Below are 20,313 nucleotides of genomic sequence, written 5' to 3' on the forward strand. Positions count from 1 at the left end.
TATTAGAGGTTATTATCTCTGATACGCATAATGGTTTGCCTGCTTGTATTAAAATGTCTTGCAATAGATGTGATAGTTTTGCCAACTTGTAGTTGCTGTATAACCTGTTTTTTTTGTAATTCTGCTAAAATTTGTGGTCGTCCGAGAGTTTTACCATTTGCTTTAGCTCTCGCAAGCCCAGATTGAGTACACTCTATTAACAAATCACGCTCAAATTGAGCAACAGCATTAATTACTCCCATAGTCATTTTCCCAGCTAAACTGGTAAGATCAACACCCCCAAGTGCAAGACAATGAACTTTAATTCCTATTTTCTCTAATTTGTTAACTGTGATGCTGACATCAATAGCATCACGTCCTAATCGGTCTAACTTGGTAACAACTAGAACATCGCCATTTTCCATCTTATTTAACAGATGTGCAAAACCTTGACGCTTAGCTATAGGCATAGAACCAGAAACCGTTTCAGTAATTATACGATGTGGTGCAATAATAAATCCAGCTGATTCAATTTCCCTGATTTGATTTTCAGGTATTTGTTCGAGTTTAGAAACGCGGGCATATGCAAAAGTACGAGACATAGAAGATAGTGTAAATTGTATTAAAAAGGGTGTCCTGAATATAAGGTCTGTACTAAAGTAAGTCAATATAATTTATGGACATAGGAACAAGGGGTGTACGGAAACGTTCGGGGCTGTTGAAAAAGTCCAAAACTATTTTTCCACTGTTTATTTTTTTATAAAAATACTGCTAACAATTACGCCTTTTATAAAAGTGATGTGGCTATAGTATTCCGGACAGTTAGTATGAGACAATATTAACAGAAAGGAAATACAGTATGACAAAAACAAAAATGTATTCTAGTGAATTTAAAGAATCAGCAGTTAAATTGGCAACTGAATCGAAGCGACCTGTTATTCAGACTGCAAAAGAATTAGGTATCAGTAAGAATACTTTATATAGTTGGATAGATAAATATTCTAAACAATTTGAAGAATCAATAACAAGAACAGATGAACATCTGTATGATGAATTAAAAAGATTAAAGAAAGAGCTGGTGATAGTAACACAGGAGCGTGATATACTAAAAAAGGCTGCAGCGTACTTTGCAAAAGAGTCCCTGTAAGGTATGCATGGATAAAGAAGCATCAAGATGATTTCTCAATTGCAATTATGTGCAAATGTATGAAGGTATCACGTAGCGGTTATTATGAGTGGTTAAATAACCCTGGATGCAATAGGGATAAAGAAAATAGAGAATTAACCTGTAAGGTTAGAGCTATTTTTCAGGAAGGTAGACGAAATTATGGATCTAGACCCATTAAAAAGGCTTTGTTGAGGCAAGGCATAATTGTTAGTCGTAGGAGAATTACAAGACTAATGAATGAAGCTGGCTTAGTATGTAAAACTAAGTATAAATTTAAAGCAACTACTGATTCTAAGCATAATAAGCAAGTTGCTCCTAATTTATTGGATAGACAGTTTAAAGTTTCTAATGTTAATTGTTATTGGGTTGGTGATATCACCTATATCCCAACTGGAGAAGGATGGTTATATTTAGCAACAGTTATTGATCTATTTTCTAGAAAAGTAATAGGCTGGTCAATGAATAGTAATATGAAAGCTGATTTAGTTAATAATGCTTTGCTAATGGCAATATGGCAACGTAAACCACCTAAAAAGCTTATTTGGCATACTGATAGAGGTAGCCAATATTGTTCTGATAGTCATTTAAAACTTATAAAACAACATGGTATTATACAGAGTATGAGTCGTAAAGGAAATTGCTGGGATAATGCTGTTGCTGAAAGCTTTTTTCATACTATAAAAACAGAATTAATTTATCAACATAAATTTAAAACTAGGGAGGAAGCAAAACATGCTATATTTGAATATATAGAGGTATTTTATAATCGTATAAGAATGCATTCTGCTAACGATTATCTATCACCAGTACAATACGAAAAAATACAAAAATGTGCGTAAAAAACTGTCCGGAAAACTGTTGACAGATCAAAACTCCATAATGCCTCCTGTAGCGATTTAGAGAGTGCAGTAAAACTTTCTCCGCCTTGAATCACTTTTATAAATGACCAGTTACTATAAGCTAGACGAAAATGATACAAAAGATGCTTGAATGATTGACCGCTAATGGTGATCTCTATGTCTTTTAAGCTGGTAAAATCTGATAAACCTTGACGACCGGGTGCATGCAGTTGCCGGAAGATAATATCCCTCTCTGGACCATATAATGCTCTCCACTTACTGGTACGTCGTTGCACTGTCCTTAAAATACTGTCTGGATATTGTCCAGGATATTGATCTTGAAGATGCTCAAGTAATGTCCATGAGGTTAAGTACGGTACTTGCTCTAATAAAGGTACTAGTGTTGCTTGCCATACTCCTTCTAATGGATCGTTATGTTTTTTTAAAACCTTTTTTTGCGATTCAAAAGATAAAATATCTTTATGTTCTACATTCCTACCACTGCGTGGCGAAAACCCTGCTTTAGCCGCACAAATTGTTTGATTTAAACCTGTTTTTCTTAATGTCATATATACCTTGCATTGTTGGTGTGTTATTCTTTTACCGGGCATCTGTTTAATCCAAAATTAGTTCAGATGCCTACTTTATCAGCGGCAAAGATTCCTGTCACCCCGCGGCAATCATATCTGTCATTTCATAATCTATCTTGAAGATAAAATCAAGAAGCAGGAAAATACTATCCAAGAGCTAACTGCCAAAGCTGATAATGCAACACAACAAGTACAATCTATAGCGTGCCGAGCCCTAGATACTTCAGGCCAACGCTTCGTAAGCTTAGCTACTAATAAACAGGAAGAAAAGGGCTAATCATGTGTAGAAGTTTAGATTTAATAGATACATGAGCTACCACACTAAGATTATGCCATGGGTTTACTATTAGTTTGAGTGTGCCAAAGCTTAGCATATATACCTTGCTGCTGTAATAGTTCCGCGTGACTGCCTTGTTGGACAATCATGCCTTGATCTAGCACCAGAATGCGATTAGCATACTTAATAGTATTCAATCTATGAGCAATACTAATTACTGTACGATTACGGCAGATTTGATCCATATTAGCCATAATAGCTGCCTCAGATTCATAATCAAGTGCTGAAGTTGCTTCATCTAAAATTAAAATCCTTGGATTTACTAACAAAGCTCTAGCAATAGCTATTCGCTGACGCTGGCCGCCAGATAGACCACTGCCTTTTTCGCCGATCATGGTTTGATAAGCTTGCGGTAATCGTCTAATAAAATCATCTGCACCAGCTAGCCTCGCTGCTTGTACAATTTCTTCTTCACCAGCTTCTGGGCAACAGAGCTTAATATTTTCTAATATTGAGCCGGCAAATAACATATTATCCTGTAATACCACACTCATATTGCAACGTAATGAAGTAGGATCAGCTATGGCTATATCCATACCATCTACTAAAATCTGACCATGCTGAGGAATATAGAGGCGTTGTAATAATCTAGTTAGTGTACTTTTACCTGAACCAGATGGACCGGTAATGCCGATAAATTCTCCTGGTTGTATTATAAAGGATAAATCTCTTAATATTTCCGGTGTATCAGCTTGATAGCGAAAACGCACATATTGAAATTCTACTTTTCCGGTTAATTTTGGCATAGTAGCAACTCCCTTACCAACTGCTTCTGACTTAGTATCCAAAATATCTCCAATACGACGTAACGCTATTAAACTATGCTGAAACTCTTGCCATATTTGTGCCAATCTTAGAATTGGTTGAGTTATATGATTAGCCAGCATATTAAAAGCTACTAACCCTCCAACTGTTAACTCATGTTGTAGTACAATCTTAACGCCAAACCATAATAGCAATGCTGAAGTTAATTTTTGTATTAAGCTAATTCCCTGACTAGCAATTATTGATACCTTCTTAGCTGAAAATATTACTCGTAACTGGCAAGCTAAAACTTGCTGCCAACGCTTTAAAAAAGCTGATTCTGTAGCAGTAGTTTTTAATACTTCAATGCCAGTAATAGTTTCAGTTAAATAAGCTGTAGCAAGACTACTTGCGTCATATTCTTTGGTAACTCGTTGTCTTAATATCGGCCCAATACTTAACCAAAATACGACATATAACACTAGGGATCCAAGTACTATCCAAGTTAACATTTTAGCATAACTAAACATTACTACTAAAAACATCAGAATAAAAATAATATCTAATACCAACATTAAAGCTGAACCAGTTAAAAACTGGCGAATCTGGTTCATTTCACGCACACGAGCAACAATCTTACCAGTTTGTCGATTACTAAAATAGCTTAGTGGTAAAACTAACAAGTGACGATATAATTTACCGGAAAGTTCAGAGTTAATCTTACTAGCTAAATTGCTAAAGATTTTACCTCGTAAATAACTAAATAAAGGCTCAGCTAGAGCAAGTGCTAATATAGCAATAGCTAGTACCTTTAAACTTGAAATACCACGACTAACTAATACTCGATCTATAACATTTTGGAATAATTTAGGACCTACTAAAGCAATCAACTGCAACATTAATGATAAAGCTAATACATCACGTAACTGATTTATATGCCGCAATATCGAAGGCAAAAACCAATTAAAGCCAAATTTAACATCTGTAATTTGCACTTCTTGCTCTGCTAATAATATTATTGATAGGTTATATTTACTATTATTAGCTGTAGGAAGTAGCTCCTTACTAAGCTCCCCAGTAGCTACATCATAACGCCACCAATATTCTGTTTCAACTTTTTCAATCACACTCCATTGATTAGCTAAACAAACCAATATAGGTAAGGGTAATGTTTGCAGATCACCACTAATTTCTTCATAATATTTTGCCCGCAATCCTACTGCTCGAGCTGCTCGGCAAACATCTATCCATGTTAATTCTTGGCAATCTATACCAAGTTTATGACGTAACAACTCCTCAGTTACTAATATTTGAAACTGTTTAACAGCTCTAATAATTGCTGGTATACCATGTGTACCAGTAATCATCTTTTGACCCATTATGGTTCTCTCCAAGCTTCTGATTTATATTCTCGAATTGGACTCAATAAATAGTCAATAACTCGGCGTTTACCAATTTTAATCTCAGCAACAACAGACATACCAGGGGTTAAAGTAACTAAACTATTATCTATCATGACATGATCTTGAGCTAATTCAATCTGAGCTGGAAATACTAACTCAGCACTTGACTCATTAAGTTTAACTGAATCAAGAGAGATACTTTGTACTTGACCACTAATAGTACCATAACGGCTATATGGGAATGCTTCAATTTTAACTGTTACAGGTTGCCCAGGGCTAATAAAACCTACATCTTTATTAGCAATATTGACTTCTGCTTGTTGCGGTGCATCATGAGGAGTAATTATCATTAATTTCTGAGCACCTTGCACAATCCCACCAACAGTATGAACAGCTAGTTGTTGTACTATACCATCCATTGGTGCTCGTAAGATTTGTAAGCGATCTCGCTCCTTGGCTTTAGCTAGCTCTTGTTCTGTTATTAACAAAACAGATTGAGATTTATTTAAATTATCATGCCACTCACGATATTTTTGAGCAATATAGCTAGCTTTATTCTCCCGTATGGTGTTAGCACGAGCCTGTAATACTTCCAATTCCTGCTGCTTAACTGTAATTGATAATTCAGTCTCTAATGCTTCTTTTTCTTTCGCTAATAACTCAGTTTTAGATACAAATTTAGACTTTAACAACTCACGACTTGGAGCAAGGCGTTGTTGAATATTATGTAGCAATTTTTGTAGCCCAACTATACTAGCGTGATTAGCGACTTGTTCAGATTGATTAGCTGCTAATTCAGCATCAAATTTAGCTAAGATTGCTTGATGTTCCTGCCAGATACTAATAAGATGAGCTCTAGACCTTATTGCAGCTGATTCTTCAATATTATCCTGCATTGTCAGTGCATTTAATGGCTCATCACTAAGTAATGCTTGATAACGGGCTAATTCCAGTTGCTGAAAAGATCTTTGTTCTTGAAGACGACGAATTTCTTGCGTAATACCTACTATGTTAAGCACCAACAACTTATCACCACTCTTAACATATTGTCCATTCTTGACCAAAATCTCTGCTACCTCACTTAATTCATAGACTTGAATAGTCTGAGAACGGCTGGGTAAAATTAATCTACCTGTAGCAGTGGCATGAATATCTAACTGACCAAAATAAGCCCAAATTAATGCTAATAATACTAATATGCTTATTGCCATTGCTGTAATTCTAGCAGTAGCAGAAGGAGGACATTCCATTAACTCAAGATAAGACGGTAAAAACTCATATTTTACATCATGAGTCTGAAAATAAGACCTAGCTCGGTACCAACAAAATTTAATTTTGCTAGTGATATTTTTAAGCCTATTATTTAGTTTAGCTTGCTGACAGTAATTTTTTAACAATAATAATTGTTTTATTATATTCATCAGACTGCCTGTCGTAAATCTTGTTGCAGTTGCCACAAATAAGCATATTTACCACCTAATATTAACAGCTCCTGATGTGTCCCCTGCTCGATAATTCTTCCTTGCTGTAATACTATGATGCGATCACATCGTTGTACGGTAGATAAGCGATGAGCAATAGTAATTACTGTACGACCATAAGCTATTTTAGCCATATTAGTTTGGATCACAGATTGTGATTCATCATCTAAACTACTTGTTGCTTCATCAAAAATTAGTATTTTAGGTTCAATTAATAAGGCTCTAGCAATAGCAATGCGTTGACGCTGTCCTCCTGATAACGAACTACCACCTTCAGCAATAACTGTATCATAACCAAGTGGCAAACGTAAAATAAACTCATGAGCTCCAGCAAGTTTAGCAGATCTAATTACTGCCTCTAAAGAAGCTTGTGGCTGTGATATTGCTATATTATCACGAACAGTACTATTAAAGAGGTAATTTTCCTGCTGTACTACTGCCATTTGTTTTCGCAAATGGTAAGCATCTAAATTATTTAATAGCTCTTTATCCAATAATATTTGTCCTTGTTCTGGTAAAAAGAGTCGTAATAATAAATGAGCTAGTGTACTTTTACCAGAGCCTGATTCACCTACTATACCGATTTGCTCACCAGATGGAATATATAATGAAATGTCTTGTAATACCAAGGGAGCGGTTGGTTGATAACGAAAACTAATTTGCTTTAGGGTAATTTCACCTTGTAAATTAGTTTTCTTACCTTCAGATTCTTGTTCTACTGGTAAATTCAAAGTATCACCAAGTATATCTATTGCTACTCGTGCTTGGATAAATTTACGCCATAACTCAACTAATTTAGCTAAAGGCTGAGCAAAATGCTGCGATAGCATGTTAAATGCAATTAATTGACCAAGAGTAATCTCGAGATTAATCACTGCTCTAGCTCCACACCATAAAATTAGAGCACTTGTTACTTTACCAACTCCCTGAACTAAATGTTCAGATAAAGAAGAGAAGATTTGCGTTTGATAACTAGTACTTACTAAGTTTCGAGTTTGCTCCTCCCAACGTCTTGTTAAACGTGACTCTATTGCTAAACTTTTAACTGTTTCAGCTCCAGCGATAGTTTCTGTGAGAAAGGCAGTATTAGCTGCACTATAGCGAAACTGAGTCTCTAATTTTGCTTGCAACGGCTTAGTAAACCACCAAGCTACTATTACATAAAAAGGTATAGAAATAAGCACTATTACAGTTAATGCTGGGGATATTAACCACATTACCGCTAAAAATATACCCATAAAGCTAATATCAACAAATAGAGTAAATAGTGAGCTACTTAAAAATTCCCTGATACTATCTAATTCACGAACACGAGCTACTAATGAACCAACTGAGCGATTTTTGAAATAAATTAACGGCAGTCCAAGAAGATGTTTTACTAGTTTTATACCAAGTAAAATATCAATACGTTTTGCTGTATGATTATATTGATACTCCCGTAATCCCTTTAATAAAACCTCAAAAATACTAGTAATTACTAAACCAAACACTAATACATCTAGTGTAGCTACAACCTGATAAGCCAGAACCTTATCCATCACTATTTGAAAGAATAAAGGTAACACCAATCCCAGTAACTGTAGTACTAGTGACAAGAATAGTATTTCAGCTAAAATATAACGATATTGCCAAAAAACTGGTACAAACCATGATATATTGAATTTAAATGATGGAGTAGATAAGATAATCACTGCTCCACTCCATTGATGGCATAGTTGCTCCCTAGACCATAACTCAGTATTAGACTTAAATGGATGTTGCACTAAAGCATTATCTTGATCCATCTTAGCAAGTACTATGTACTCTCCATCATTAGCAAGAAATGCTAGCGGTAAATTTTTAATAGTTAATTTATTATAAACTAGTCTCTTCTGTTGTAGCTTTACATTATAAGTCTTACTCAGCTTTGTCAAACTAGTGCTGATATCCTGAGAAGAACCCAAATCACTACTCTGACTAGAGTGCTGAATTACATCCTCGGTAACCTTAATTCCCACTAACTGCAATAGTAACCTACTACATGCCATAGCTGTTTTTACATTTTCTGTCATACACCCCATAAATCATAAGTTATATTGACAGCATTTTGTTATAACTATTACCTACCTAATAAGATCAGTACTCCTTATTTATTGATACTACCTGTAACATATAAATCATATTGTCCCCCATGCTACTTAGCTTGCTAATAACACCTAAACCTAGGCAAATACTTTAACCTCATTATAACAATTTGGGTTCTGGCCTAAATATGGTGGCACTACATTTGTAGATTCTGCAGTAGAGAATCCAACGTTACCATTACTACTATTCATTGCTGACATTTGTTCTACTAAATTACTTATTACATAATTATCTTTATTTAATTTATTATTACTGCTATCTACACTGCTTAGATTATTAGATAGCAATTTTATTATTTTATTTTTAATATTTTGAGGCATAGAACTTTCTGCAACACTATTGAAAGGAGAATTTCTTGCAGTTTTATTTTTTATTATAGCTCCTTCAGATATCAAGACTTTTATTAACTCCAAATTCCCATTATAAGAAGCTATATTAATAGCAGTTTCTCTATCTTTATCTTCTGTATTAACATCCGCTCCATACTCTATTAAAAGTTTTACCAAATCAGTACTACAATTATTACTTACAGCTCTCATAAGCAGAGTCATACCTCCACGAGAAAAAGTATTAGCATCTTTTCCTGCTTCAAGATATGCTTTTAGCATTTTCAAATCATTATTCTTGATTGTTGAAATTATACTATCACTATCCTGATCATTACCATCATTATTGATATTCATAGAGTTATTTTGCTTAACATGCTGATCTTTATTGAGTTTAGCTGACAATAGGTTATTATGGCTCCTTCTTCCTATATAACCATTAAACCTATTACGGGTACAGTGACCAAATATAGCTTTTTGTGTTATAGGTAACTCTACTTCTTTGTTTAATAATAATTGTTTTATTTTAGAAAGCTTACCAAGCATATCTTGTGATAATTTTTTAGATTGTTTTGGCGTTGAATATAACTCTATTCTTCCTATATTAGCTTGTACAATCTTGTCATATAATATTTGTGGTATATCTTCTATTTGACCAGCATTGAGCTTTTGCTGTATTTTTGCTTTTACAACTTGTAAATCACAGGAATTGATAATTTTTTTGACTGTAGGTTGTATACCGCAGCTCATTGCACTTTCCTTAATTTGTTGCATAAACTCATCAATAATACTCTCTGCTTGTACGACAACTTCTACCGCAGAATCTGAAACATCTACTCTCCATCTCGGCAATTTTTGGCCAGTCCATTTTCTGATAAATAAATCTAGTAATTGTAGAATACCGTTTTTATTGGTCTGATTTACTAACTGATCACCTATATCAAGGGTAGTTGGTCCATATTGTTGATGTTGTGTAACTATTTGCTCTTTTACCTTATATACATTACTTGTCCACCAAAATGGCATGTTTGCATTTATATCCTTTACTGCTTTATTCTCTACTAAACTTGCACTCCCATTAATTTTTACTTTATCTTCTGTATTATCATTCTCTACACTATACCATCTATTTATTGGTTTTACTACGTTGATTAACACAATACCTGCTTCTTTAAACCAATTAACCCTACTATTTATAGGTAAGGAGAGCGTTATAGCTGAACTACTAGCGACATATTCATCAGCTACATTAATTGCTCGAAGATGACGATGGTGATGAGTTGTAATATTATTCTGTTGTGATTTTGTATTATTCCCCATGTTACTTGGATAGGGTTCAAAGCTGCTACCTAATCTTGTTGTATCATTAGTATTGGATAAAGATTGGGCTCTTTTTTCAGAAGAGTTAGAACTTAAATAGTTCACTGCATCTATCGCTGTTGACCACATACTTTTAACTAAATTAACCGGCCAAAATTCTAATCTAGATGCACTAGAAGACATAGATTGAGCAATAGTTTCATCACCTTCACTTATTGCACGAGAATGACGGTAATTACTACCTTCACCATGGTGATGAGATTCAGCAGTACCAGGCGTAATATTAACAATTTGACTATCCATTTGATCAAAAATAGAACTATAAATATCACTCTCGTACTGACCTAACTGATCCAAAAATTCCGTTGCATTATTTATTTTCTCGAGTTCATCTTTTAATGCTATTCTTTTGTCCACAAATTTAACGTACAGTGTCTGCATCTTATCAGGTTTCTCATAAAAATTACTTAATAAGATAGTGTACCAGTTTTCTTTTCCTATATTAGAATCAAAAACATTAGTTACAACCAAATCATTCTCAAAATTATGTGAATTATCTTCAATATAAAAAAAACTATATTGACCTATTTTCTTTGGTATTACTAATTCCGTGTTTCTATCTATGTCTCTTTCTGTAATAACAATAATTTGTGTATCATTGCCAAAAACTATAGGTTCTGGTATTAAAGATAATTTATCTTCACTATAATTTATCTTCATAGGTACACTATTCAAAATTACTTGTAATTTTTCATACCACTTGCTTTCAAATGCATCCTTTAATCTAATTGCTGTCACATACTTCATATCTTGAAGATCATTGCCTGGTATAAATAGTTCTATTAGTACATCTCTTCCATCTTTACGCACACTCTCTAGTAATAACTCATCTCCCAGATATCTTTCTATCTGCTGTGACAGTTGGCGTAAATCTATGATATCTGTTTGATTTGATCCATTAAAACTATATATAGTTGTTTCAGGAATTCTTAGTTCATCAGTACTATTAAGTTTTCCATAACCTGAAGTAATAACATATATATCTTCACCTTTACCACCAACTAAGTGACTCTTGTGAAAAGCATCATTAGAAATTACTTCATGGTTTCCGTGTCCTATAGACACAGTCTCATTACTTACAGAAGATCTTACAACCATAAACATCTCTAGCCTATGTGCTATAGCCGGATATTCTTGAATAATTTTGTCTACAGATTTATTAGTGTTTTGAATTGCATATAGATTTTTCCCACTCAATTTCATTTCAGTATTATCACTTAAACGATAAAAGTTATTATTGCTATTCGGATAAATGTTTACTTTCAAGGAAGAATCATTTCTATACCAATTTAAAAAAGAAATAGTAATATTATTATTGGTATTAGTAACATTCTGAACCTCAAACAATGTATAATTAAAAAAGAAATTATTTCTTAAATTTGTTCCATTTGTAATAATATTAGTTACACCATTTCCAGCTGTAATAATATAAGAAAAGTTTCCTTGTAATGCATAGTTATTCACCTGAGTGTTATATTCTAACTGTAGTTGTATGTTATGAAAACAACCACTTAAAGATTCAATTATAATTGTATCTTCTTCATCATAACTACTACCACCTCTGCTATTAATATATTTTGTATCACAGCTGTCGCTGTATATAATGTCCCGTTTATTTTTTCTACCTACAATACTATTGATATTTTCTAATATCAATGCCTCATCAAGACTTAGATTATTTTCTAATATCAATGCCTCAACAAGACTTAGATCATGATCATCATTCCACGTATATAGATAACTAGTAATAGACAACATAACCAATAGCGCCTTTTCTCTTGTGGCAAAATCACTTAAATCTATAACGTTGTCTCCTTTACCTCCATTAATGTAGCCTACAGTACTATTTCCATGTAGAATAAAAACATCATTTTTATTGCCACCAGATATATTCTTCCTTCCATCATCAATAAGAAAAATATTAGGACTATCTGGGAACCCTATTACTTTATCATGACCTTTTCCTAAATCAATAAGGGTATAATTCCCTGATTTAACTACTGAATCAGTAATACCAATAGCATTTTTACATTTATAAGCACTACCACTTGGTACTTGTTCGTAATATCCTTCAGGATAACAGAATATTTTTCCTCCACTTGGATTATCAGGTTTTGCTCTAATCCATTTTATATTAGTTCTTTTTTCATCAAGTAAAACTGTATTATCTAAGTATTCCTGAATCTTGGTCGTACATTTTTCATGTGGTACTTCTATTGGTCTACAGGATTGCATAGCTGTACCAACACCACCCCAAGGATCATTACAATCCCACTCTGTATCTATAACTTCTTTACAATTTATAATGACCTCATTAGTAGGGAAAACGTACCTTTGAATATCAGGATGTTGTTTTAAAAATTCAATTTTTTGTCTAACAAGCCGGTTATTTGCCTCTTTTTCTTCTATTACTTCTTCTAAATATCCCTCAGGATTCATACCTAAAAATGCACGCCATCCTTCTTTAAACTTCTCCCATCGAGTTAAATGGATTACTTGATCAATTTTATCAACTTTTTTTACAGCAAAGTAAATATCAGTTCCAACAAACACTACAGCTCCTACTGCGGCTCCAACAGGACCAGTAACTGATGAAAGTCCTTCTAATGCCCCGAAAACTTCAGCAAGTTCTACTCCAACTTCAGCTACATCAATAGTTAAATAAACACTATCTCCTATTACTCCAACTAATGCATCTTTATTACCAGCTTTTAGTTCCTTAACTTGATTCACTAAATCGTATACAACAAAGGCTGAAGTTCCTCGGGCAAGAAAAGGTGATGCTGCTCCTAGAGATCTTCCAAGTATTAGTTTTCCTCCTGAAACTAATTTTAATCCTTTCATCGACACAATTTCAGAAACTTTAGCTAAACCTTGACCACCAGCAATAAAACCTATGTTAATTGCTACTCCCTTATAGTCTCCCTGAAAGAAATCAGCTAGAGCATGTTTACCCATCATTCCGTACATAGTCATTCCTGAGATTCTTCCCACTTTATCCAAATGATCAGTAACTTTATGATTATTAATAAGTTTATTAACTAGATTCTGGAACCTACCTACAACTTTCTCTTCACCATCACTTGCTGAATGAATTATCTCATCAGCAAACTGAACTAATTGAACACGTTTATCATTATCTTCTGTATTTCTTATGTGATTCAAGAATTTCTCACTATCAATTTTAATCTTGTCTCTATTTCTCCTATCTTCTTGCTCTGCTGCATTAAACTCATCTACATCCTCCCATGAATACAGACAATCATTAACACTTCTCTTACTCCTACTTCCATGTAAGCATTGTAAGTCTAATTTTCGTTTCTTTGTTGGTGGAGAGTCTGTATCACTACTCTGAGAACTATCTCCATTTGGTTGATTATCATGTAGGACTTGTGAAAATCCTTTTCTCTTGTCTATAAAATATTGTTCACTATTTCTACTAAGTCTTTCAGGAGCTAGTTGCGCTCTAAGCCACTGCACATCTCTATTCTCCTGCAACATAGTGTTAATGTCTCTAGCATTCTCGAGTACCCAAAGACCACAATTGTAACCATCTGCTTGTTGACTAATTTGAATATCATGAATATTATTATCAGCTATTTGGGTTTGTTGCAAAATTTGACGAATATTGTCTGGTATCCCACTACCTAATGAGTCCACATAATATCCATGATATTGTCCATTTTGCTGAGAAATAACTAAAGTAGTCCAATGATCACCTCCTTGGTTAACAATAAATGTTCGTCTTGGCACCCCTTGTTGCTGCACTATTCTATTATTATCAACATTATCTATAAATTGACGTATTTGCTCACGTAATTCTCCAGTATTTATACCTTGATCACGGTCTGTAACTACAACAACTCCTCTACCACTAGTGTCATAATTATTATTCATCGCATGTACATCAAACATATTGCTATATGTATTATCTAGGTGAGCAATCCTTCTAATGTCCTGGTCCGATAACCAATATCTGTAATCAGGATTTTGTTGTAATGTCACACTTTCAAGAGTTTGTTCATTACGCTGTACGCTTCTGCCTAGTTGATGAACCTGACCAAGGAAACTACGCTCAATATCATAAGCAACAAATTGTTCCCTTGTTATCACTAAAGAATCAGGAGCTTCAGCACGGCTAACAAAACCAACAGGTAACGTTACAAAAAAATTGGCTCCTTCAGTTATCGCTCTTATATTACGACTTATCCCATATCTTCTTAGTTGCACTTTTTCAGCTTTTTCAAGTGCCCTATCCATACTATCTACAGTGGCTCTACCGTCACCATATTTTAATTCCAAACCAATTAACACATCACTATCAGCAGGGTTCTTGCTCATCACATTGATGAATAAATCAATTCTCTCACCACCCCCTACTTGAAATTCAGGTCTTACGTTAATTTTAAAGTCCCCTTGATCAAATTCAATATCACTGTAACTGTTAAGCAATCCAGATAAAACTGCTGCAAAATACGCTTCACTTGTAATTAAAGACTTAACAGAGAATAGATTTTTTCCTATATTAGTAAACATATCACCATAAGGCCCTAAATCTACTTTATTGTTCTGACCTCTTTGAGGTTGATAACTCACTGTTGCATCAAGTGTTTTCTTTAGATTGCCAGCCTGATTGAAATCTGGCATATTATGTATTTCCCAATGATTAACAACATTTGCCTGGAAATAATCATTTACAGAATTAGTAAAATCTTGAATTACTACACCATTATCTTCTCCTAAAAATTTCAAAGAACCATCATTACCAGATCTAGCATCAACATATACTTCTATTACTTCCTTGCAATTAGCCTGGTTTATTATTCCATTAAGAGGAACTCTTAGTGTTGGATCATTTATATCAACGTCACCACGTCCTCCCTCATGAAAATGTATAACCAATACCCTACTATCTCCTGTATTACTTCCTGCTATTATTCTTTCAATAAACACGGATGTAGTAATATCATGGCTACGACGAGTTCCCCTCGTTGTGTCCTGTAATTTCCTATAGGTCAGTATATGCTTATCTATTCTTTTTCCTCTAGTTTCTACTGAATTTAAAATTGAATGTCCAATAAACAGCCTACTTAAATATTGTGGTTCACTTGAACCTTGTATAGCTGGCGATAACTTATAAATTTTCTTTAATTGATTTGTAATACTTGTCTTTATATCATCACGTCTTTCTTGACCTCTTAATATACTATTAACACTTTTAAAGATGCTTCTAATAATAGGAGCTGGAGGTTGTAATTCAGCCACACTTGTCTCAATAGGATTAGCATAATCCATATTAAAACCAACACGCACTACTCGATCAGCAAGAGTAACAAAAGGTCTATTATTCTGCTGTAAACCTTGCGTATAACTTTCAGCTTCTCTTAACGCCTGCTGAGGATTTGTCCTACCATTTTGTTCCTGCCCAGTTTTTATTTCCACAAGAATTGGCATGGCCTTCTTAACACGCTGACTCCCACGTACCAATAAAGCTATGTCAATATAGCCCTCTATTCCTAATAATAGTTCTAAATATAACTCTAAATTATAGCGATATTTAAAGTTTATTAAAGCACCAGCTGTAAAGCCATGATCAGCTGCCTCTAATGCTCCTTGAATATTAGGTAATCTTTTATGATATATTCCATTAATATCATATATATACTCAAATAGTTTCTTAACATTGCTTTGCACTGCTTGTACAATGTCTATATCTCTACGAGGATCATTTATAGTCTCTTTGCTAAGATTCTTAACAATATCTTCTAAAAGATTTGATTTATACTCACCTATTTTATGCTTGCGATGCTGCTCTATTCTTCTAAATTTAACTCTCATTCTTTCAGGTAGTTCCTGATCTGTAAGTTGTTCTGCTCTTACATTAACTCTATCTTTGTTATTTCTTTTACTGATTATTATTGCAGCCCCAGATTTAAATTCTATATCATCAGCTTTTGTGTGAGCTCTAGATCTTAAATGATACGTATCATCTCCTTCACTAAATAATAATCTACTTTCCTCTAACCACCTTCTATCATCTCTACTAAATATTGCTCCCATAATCTGTCTGCTATATCTCTTCTCAGAAATAACAAAAACATATTCCTCTAATTTTTTAGTAGTAGGTTCTTCAGTAATAGCAACAATTTTTAAAAATGGTACTTCATCAGCATCACTTATAGTACAAAGCTTAAAATGAAGTTCGGCTAATCCTAACCTATCAAAAAGTTCTGTATTTTTTAAAGTAGTAAACATCCCAGCAAAAAAATTCACATAAAATCCTTTCTTTGCTGGTGCTGCACCTACACCACTTGGTCTTGGTATTTGATCTAAAAATGATTGAAACCTTTGTTTAAAATTATTATTCTCATCTATTTGAAAAAGATGGTCAACTAATTCAGGCACAACCTCATTAGTAACTTGTTGATGAAGATTGCTTTCTAAACCAAAATTATAATGATTACCTTCATTACCTTGACTCGCACTTCTTGCTGCATTCACATGATATAATCTTATTGGAATATTACCATTCCCACGAGTATGCACCACTCCATCAGCATCTACATTAATAGTTGCACCAAGCATACGACCCATGGCTTCGATTTCAGGCTCACCACCCCAACTATTTCGATCTCTTATGTTATTCAGGTACTGATTAAAATCACCTGTAATAAATTCTCTGTATCTATCTGCATCAGATGATATATAATCAACTACCCTATTACGTAATATTCTTGTAATTAACCTATTAAAAATTCTATCACTACGAACATTATTTGAAAGTGGACCATATTCTCTAATTAACTCCCTTATATGCCCTATATTACCAGACTCTTCTTCTCCAAATAATCTTTTAAACCTCTCTGCAAAAGCAACAGAATTATCTTCAACAGGAATTAAGTAAGCTAAGGCAGTAGCCCAAAACAAACAACTACCATCCCCTGGTACATCAACAGGCACAAATATGCTTGGTGGTTGATTGTTATCACCATTGGAACGGCGATACCTTATAAGATTTTGTGGATTTTCTTGTGTTGGAGACTCAGCAAATTCTAAGTCATCATTGAGATTATTTTTTGTGGTGGGATTTAATGATAACTCCTTATTATCATTGACAATATTTCCTTCCTTTAGCTGCCATTTTTTATTCCAGCTACTGCTCTCCATGGTCTTCATAACTACCTCCATATCTTTATGCAACAAGTTATGCTTATTAATATGAGTGTCACATAAATTCTATAACAATACAACTTAATTTTTTAAGAAAAAATAGTATTTACTAAAATTAAGAAAACAAAATCACTATCTACTGAAAAGATAAAAATAGCTCATTATTAAAACTATTTACTATTAACTGTTAGTAAATTCAGCAACATTTTCTTCTCCCATTACTAATACTGAAAAATCTAATGAATCACTATCATCTTGTAGATCTTCATGGTGATCACTATCACTAGAGTTATAAAATAGAGACTCTTTATATGATTTCTGAGTATTAGCAATCATATTACCTAATTTATTTGACATTACTTGATCTATTTTGTGTAAAAGTTTTCCTCCTTTAGCATCACCAAGTATATTACATAATAGTTTTTCTAGCGATTGCCTATCATATTGCTTGTAAAAATTAAATGCTTGTAAAGAAATTGAAACATTATCACTTGAACAACTATCACCTTCTCCTTTATGGGAGGCTAGTTTCTTATCATCACATAACACGCTCTCTAATTTTTGCAGTACATCTTGGTCTAGTTTTTCTAAAAACTTCTTAGTAGGTTTCTTAACAGTAGTTTTAATAGAGCTTAAAAGTTTTTGTAATAACTTTCCTTCATTTTGAGTGTATAAACTGTAACAAACATTATTTCCTTCTTGGCACGTTAGAGTAAATAATTTAGTATGAAAACTATCCATTGGATCAAGGATTTTATGAACAGGTTCTAATACCCCAATTTTTATAAGATCACCTAACATACTAGATGTTGTTTCTACAGTATCGTGAAAATGTTGTTGATGATTTTCATAACCTGGTAAATTCCATAGCCAAGTTAAGAAATGTACTGCTTGGTCAAATACAGCCCTAGGACCAGAAACTATACTCTCACATGTGTTCCAAGTTAACTTCTCATACTCTTTTTCAGGCAAATCACTTGGATTTAAATGTTTAATTACTTTTTCTATATGTTTATAAAAATGATCTGGCCTTAAATTACCCATCACATGAGAATAACTATCATAATAATCACTATTCTTTATCAAATCCTTTCTTATAAGCTTCCTAAAGATATCTGGTTGTCCATAAGAATCTAATTGATCAACACAAAAAGCTACAATATAAGAATTACTAGGTGCATAACTACTATTTTTAGTTTTTATTGCTGCCTCTATTAGAATTTCAGGATCTTTATTAGGTAGTTTATTCCAGAAAAACTCTACTGCTTCCTTGCTGCCACGCTCTACTGCACAATCAATCCCATATCTATACAAGACTTGCTTATCTTCTATATTACCTGCTAGTTTCTTAAACTTATTAACCATCTCTGGATCAGGGTTTTCAACATTAATAACATTTGCATGATAATACCAAAAAATTTTCAGATTTGGTAATTTAGTAGCACTACGTATATATTCTTCTATAGGATATCCTTCTTTTTTACTTTCCTCAAATATATTATTAATCTCATCTTCTAAACAAAACTGACAAGCAATATGGTATAACTCAAAACCCTCCAACTTTTCACCATCTAACATTTTAGATGTCATTAATTTTTTTGCAACAGTAGTTCTATTAAGCTCAAGATTATTCCAACATTCACTATCAGATAATATGTTATAGATAGTTTCAACCATATAATCACTTGGGTGTTTTATCTGTTTATTAAGAAAACGTGTATGATATTCAAACCATTTTTTAATTTCAAAACGTTTTACATCACAATGTGGATCATCCTCTGCTACAGAACTTGCTAAAAACCTTTCGACTATAGTCCACTTCTGATATTCACTATTACTAGGAATAAGTGCATCTGCTTCAGCTAATTTACTTTTGAATTTTTGAAACTTTGCATCAAATTCTTTATCATACTTATCATCAGCTTTAGCTATTGCAAATTCCCATGCTTCATGCGATATCTGTTTGGCTTCTTTATATAACTTACTTGCAGCTTGCTCTTTTTTCAAATCTTCTATACTTATTCTCTTCATTATATCCTCTTAGATAATGTTGCTGAATATTAATTTTCTTTATTTTTTAAATTTTATCTGTGCTTACTTAGTCATAAATAATATTATACACCAGCTTTGTTAATAAAAATTATATCAGTTAAAGTCACATACCTTTGATAATTTATTATTTACTCCTTCAGAACTTTTTAAACATATATAATAAAATCATAAAAAATATATTTTGGAAACAAAATAATTATGAGTTTTGCAAAATAAAATTAGATTAACGCAGACAATGGGACTGTTGCGAGATGAATTTTTTGTTTAAAATTTTCTAATTTTAGAACGAAAGTATCAGGATTTTAGGGTATATACTTCTTTTACCTGAAGAATTGGTAGTATTAGATATTAATTATCCATAAGAACATTGATTATTCGCTCATCTAAATATTCATTTTCCAACTTTTCAAGTTAAAGAAGTATATATTTATAATTTTATCAAAAATTTTTCATCTCGCAGACTCACCATAATTTGGTATTTCTTCTATAGATATATTGCTATTATCGAAGTTGAAGCTCTGTACTAGATCTTTAATAATTTTTGTTTGTTCATCTGATAAATTTGATATGTTTAAATTTGATGTTTTCAACTTTTTTGAAGATGATCTATGTTCAGATGACTTACGTTTATTAGGCTGTTGATTAGGTATATGATCTACATTCATAGGGCTATTATCATTTGCTTCTTTAACATCTACTGTTATTTTCATCATTTTCAGC

Annotated in this window: 9 protein-coding genes; 1 reads left to right on the forward strand and 8 read right to left on the reverse strand. The window is 33.2% G+C overall.

Going from position 1 to position 20,313, the window contains the following annotated elements; translation table 11 throughout:
• Positions 1 to 2: 2 nt before the first annotated feature.
• Positions 3 to 581, reverse strand: a complete 579-nt coding sequence (locus AAGD48_RS08490) for a recombinase family protein (RefSeq protein ID WP_341789701.1) — start codon at positions 579 to 581, stop codon at positions 3 to 5.
• 257 nt (positions 582 to 838) lie between these two features.
• On the opposite strand from AAGD48_RS08490, the gene AAGD48_RS08495 reads away from it, so the two are divergent.
• Positions 839 to 1,986, forward strand: a protein-coding gene (locus tag AAGD48_RS08495) for an IS3 family transposase (RefSeq protein WP_410526007.1) whose coding sequence is annotated in 2 segments (ribosomal slippage) — positions 839 to 1,085 and positions 1,085 to 1,986 — 1,149 coding nt in all. Because the reading frame shifts where the segments join, the coding sequence is not laid out codon by codon here.
• On the opposite strand, the gene AAGD48_RS08500 is transcribed toward AAGD48_RS08495, so the two are convergent.
• The 7 genes from AAGD48_RS08500 to AAGD48_RS08530 form a co-directional block, all read right to left on the reverse strand.
• Positions 1,941 to 2,597, reverse strand: coding sequence for a hypothetical protein (locus tag AAGD48_RS08500; RefSeq protein ID WP_341789702.1), 657 nt, complete (start codon positions 2,595 to 2,597; stop codon positions 1,941 to 1,943). The genes AAGD48_RS08495 and AAGD48_RS08500 overlap by 46 nt on opposite strands.
• Before the next feature lie 306 nt (positions 2,598 to 2,903).
• Positions 2,904 to 5,036, reverse strand: coding sequence for a type I secretion system permease/ATPase (locus AAGD48_RS08505; RefSeq protein ID WP_341789703.1), 2,133 nt, complete (start codon positions 5,034 to 5,036; stop codon positions 2,904 to 2,906).
• Positions 5,036 to 6,481 carry an HlyD family type I secretion periplasmic adaptor subunit gene (locus AAGD48_RS08510; RefSeq protein WP_341789704.1) on the reverse strand — a complete coding sequence of 482 codons (1,446 nt, stop codon included), beginning with the start codon at positions 6,479 to 6,481 and terminating at the stop codon, positions 5,036 to 5,038. Before AAGD48_RS08510 ends, AAGD48_RS08505 begins: the two co-directional genes overlap by 1 nt.
• The gene (locus AAGD48_RS08515) at positions 6,481 to 8,592 is read right to left on the reverse strand and encodes a type I secretion system permease/ATPase (protein ID WP_341789705.1); all 2,112 of its coding nucleotides are present in this window, start codon (positions 8,590 to 8,592) and stop codon (positions 6,481 to 6,483) included. Before AAGD48_RS08515 ends, AAGD48_RS08510 begins: the two co-directional genes overlap by 1 nt.
• A 150-nt stretch (positions 8,593 to 8,742) precedes the next feature.
• Entirely contained in the window at positions 8,743 to 17,547 is an 8,805-nt protein-coding gene (locus AAGD48_RS08520) for an ankyrin repeat domain-containing protein (protein WP_341789706.1), read from the reverse strand.
• A 174-nt stretch (positions 17,548 to 17,721) separates the two neighbouring features.
• Positions 17,722 to 19,572, reverse strand: coding sequence for a hypothetical protein (locus AAGD48_RS08525; RefSeq protein WP_341789707.1), 1,851 nt, complete (start codon positions 19,570 to 19,572; stop codon positions 17,722 to 17,724).
• Positions 19,573 to 20,042: 470 nt separating this feature from the next.
• Positions 20,043 to 20,303 (reverse strand): hypothetical protein, encoded by a 261-nt coding sequence (locus tag AAGD48_RS08530; protein WP_341789708.1) that lies wholly within the window; start codon positions 20,301 to 20,303, stop codon positions 20,043 to 20,045.
• Positions 20,304 to 20,313: the final 10 nt, after the last annotated feature.

It is taken from the genome of Rickettsia endosymbiont of Polydrusus tereticollis (assembly GCF_964026385.1).
Lineage (GTDB): Bacteria > Pseudomonadota > Alphaproteobacteria > Rickettsiales > Rickettsiaceae > Rickettsia.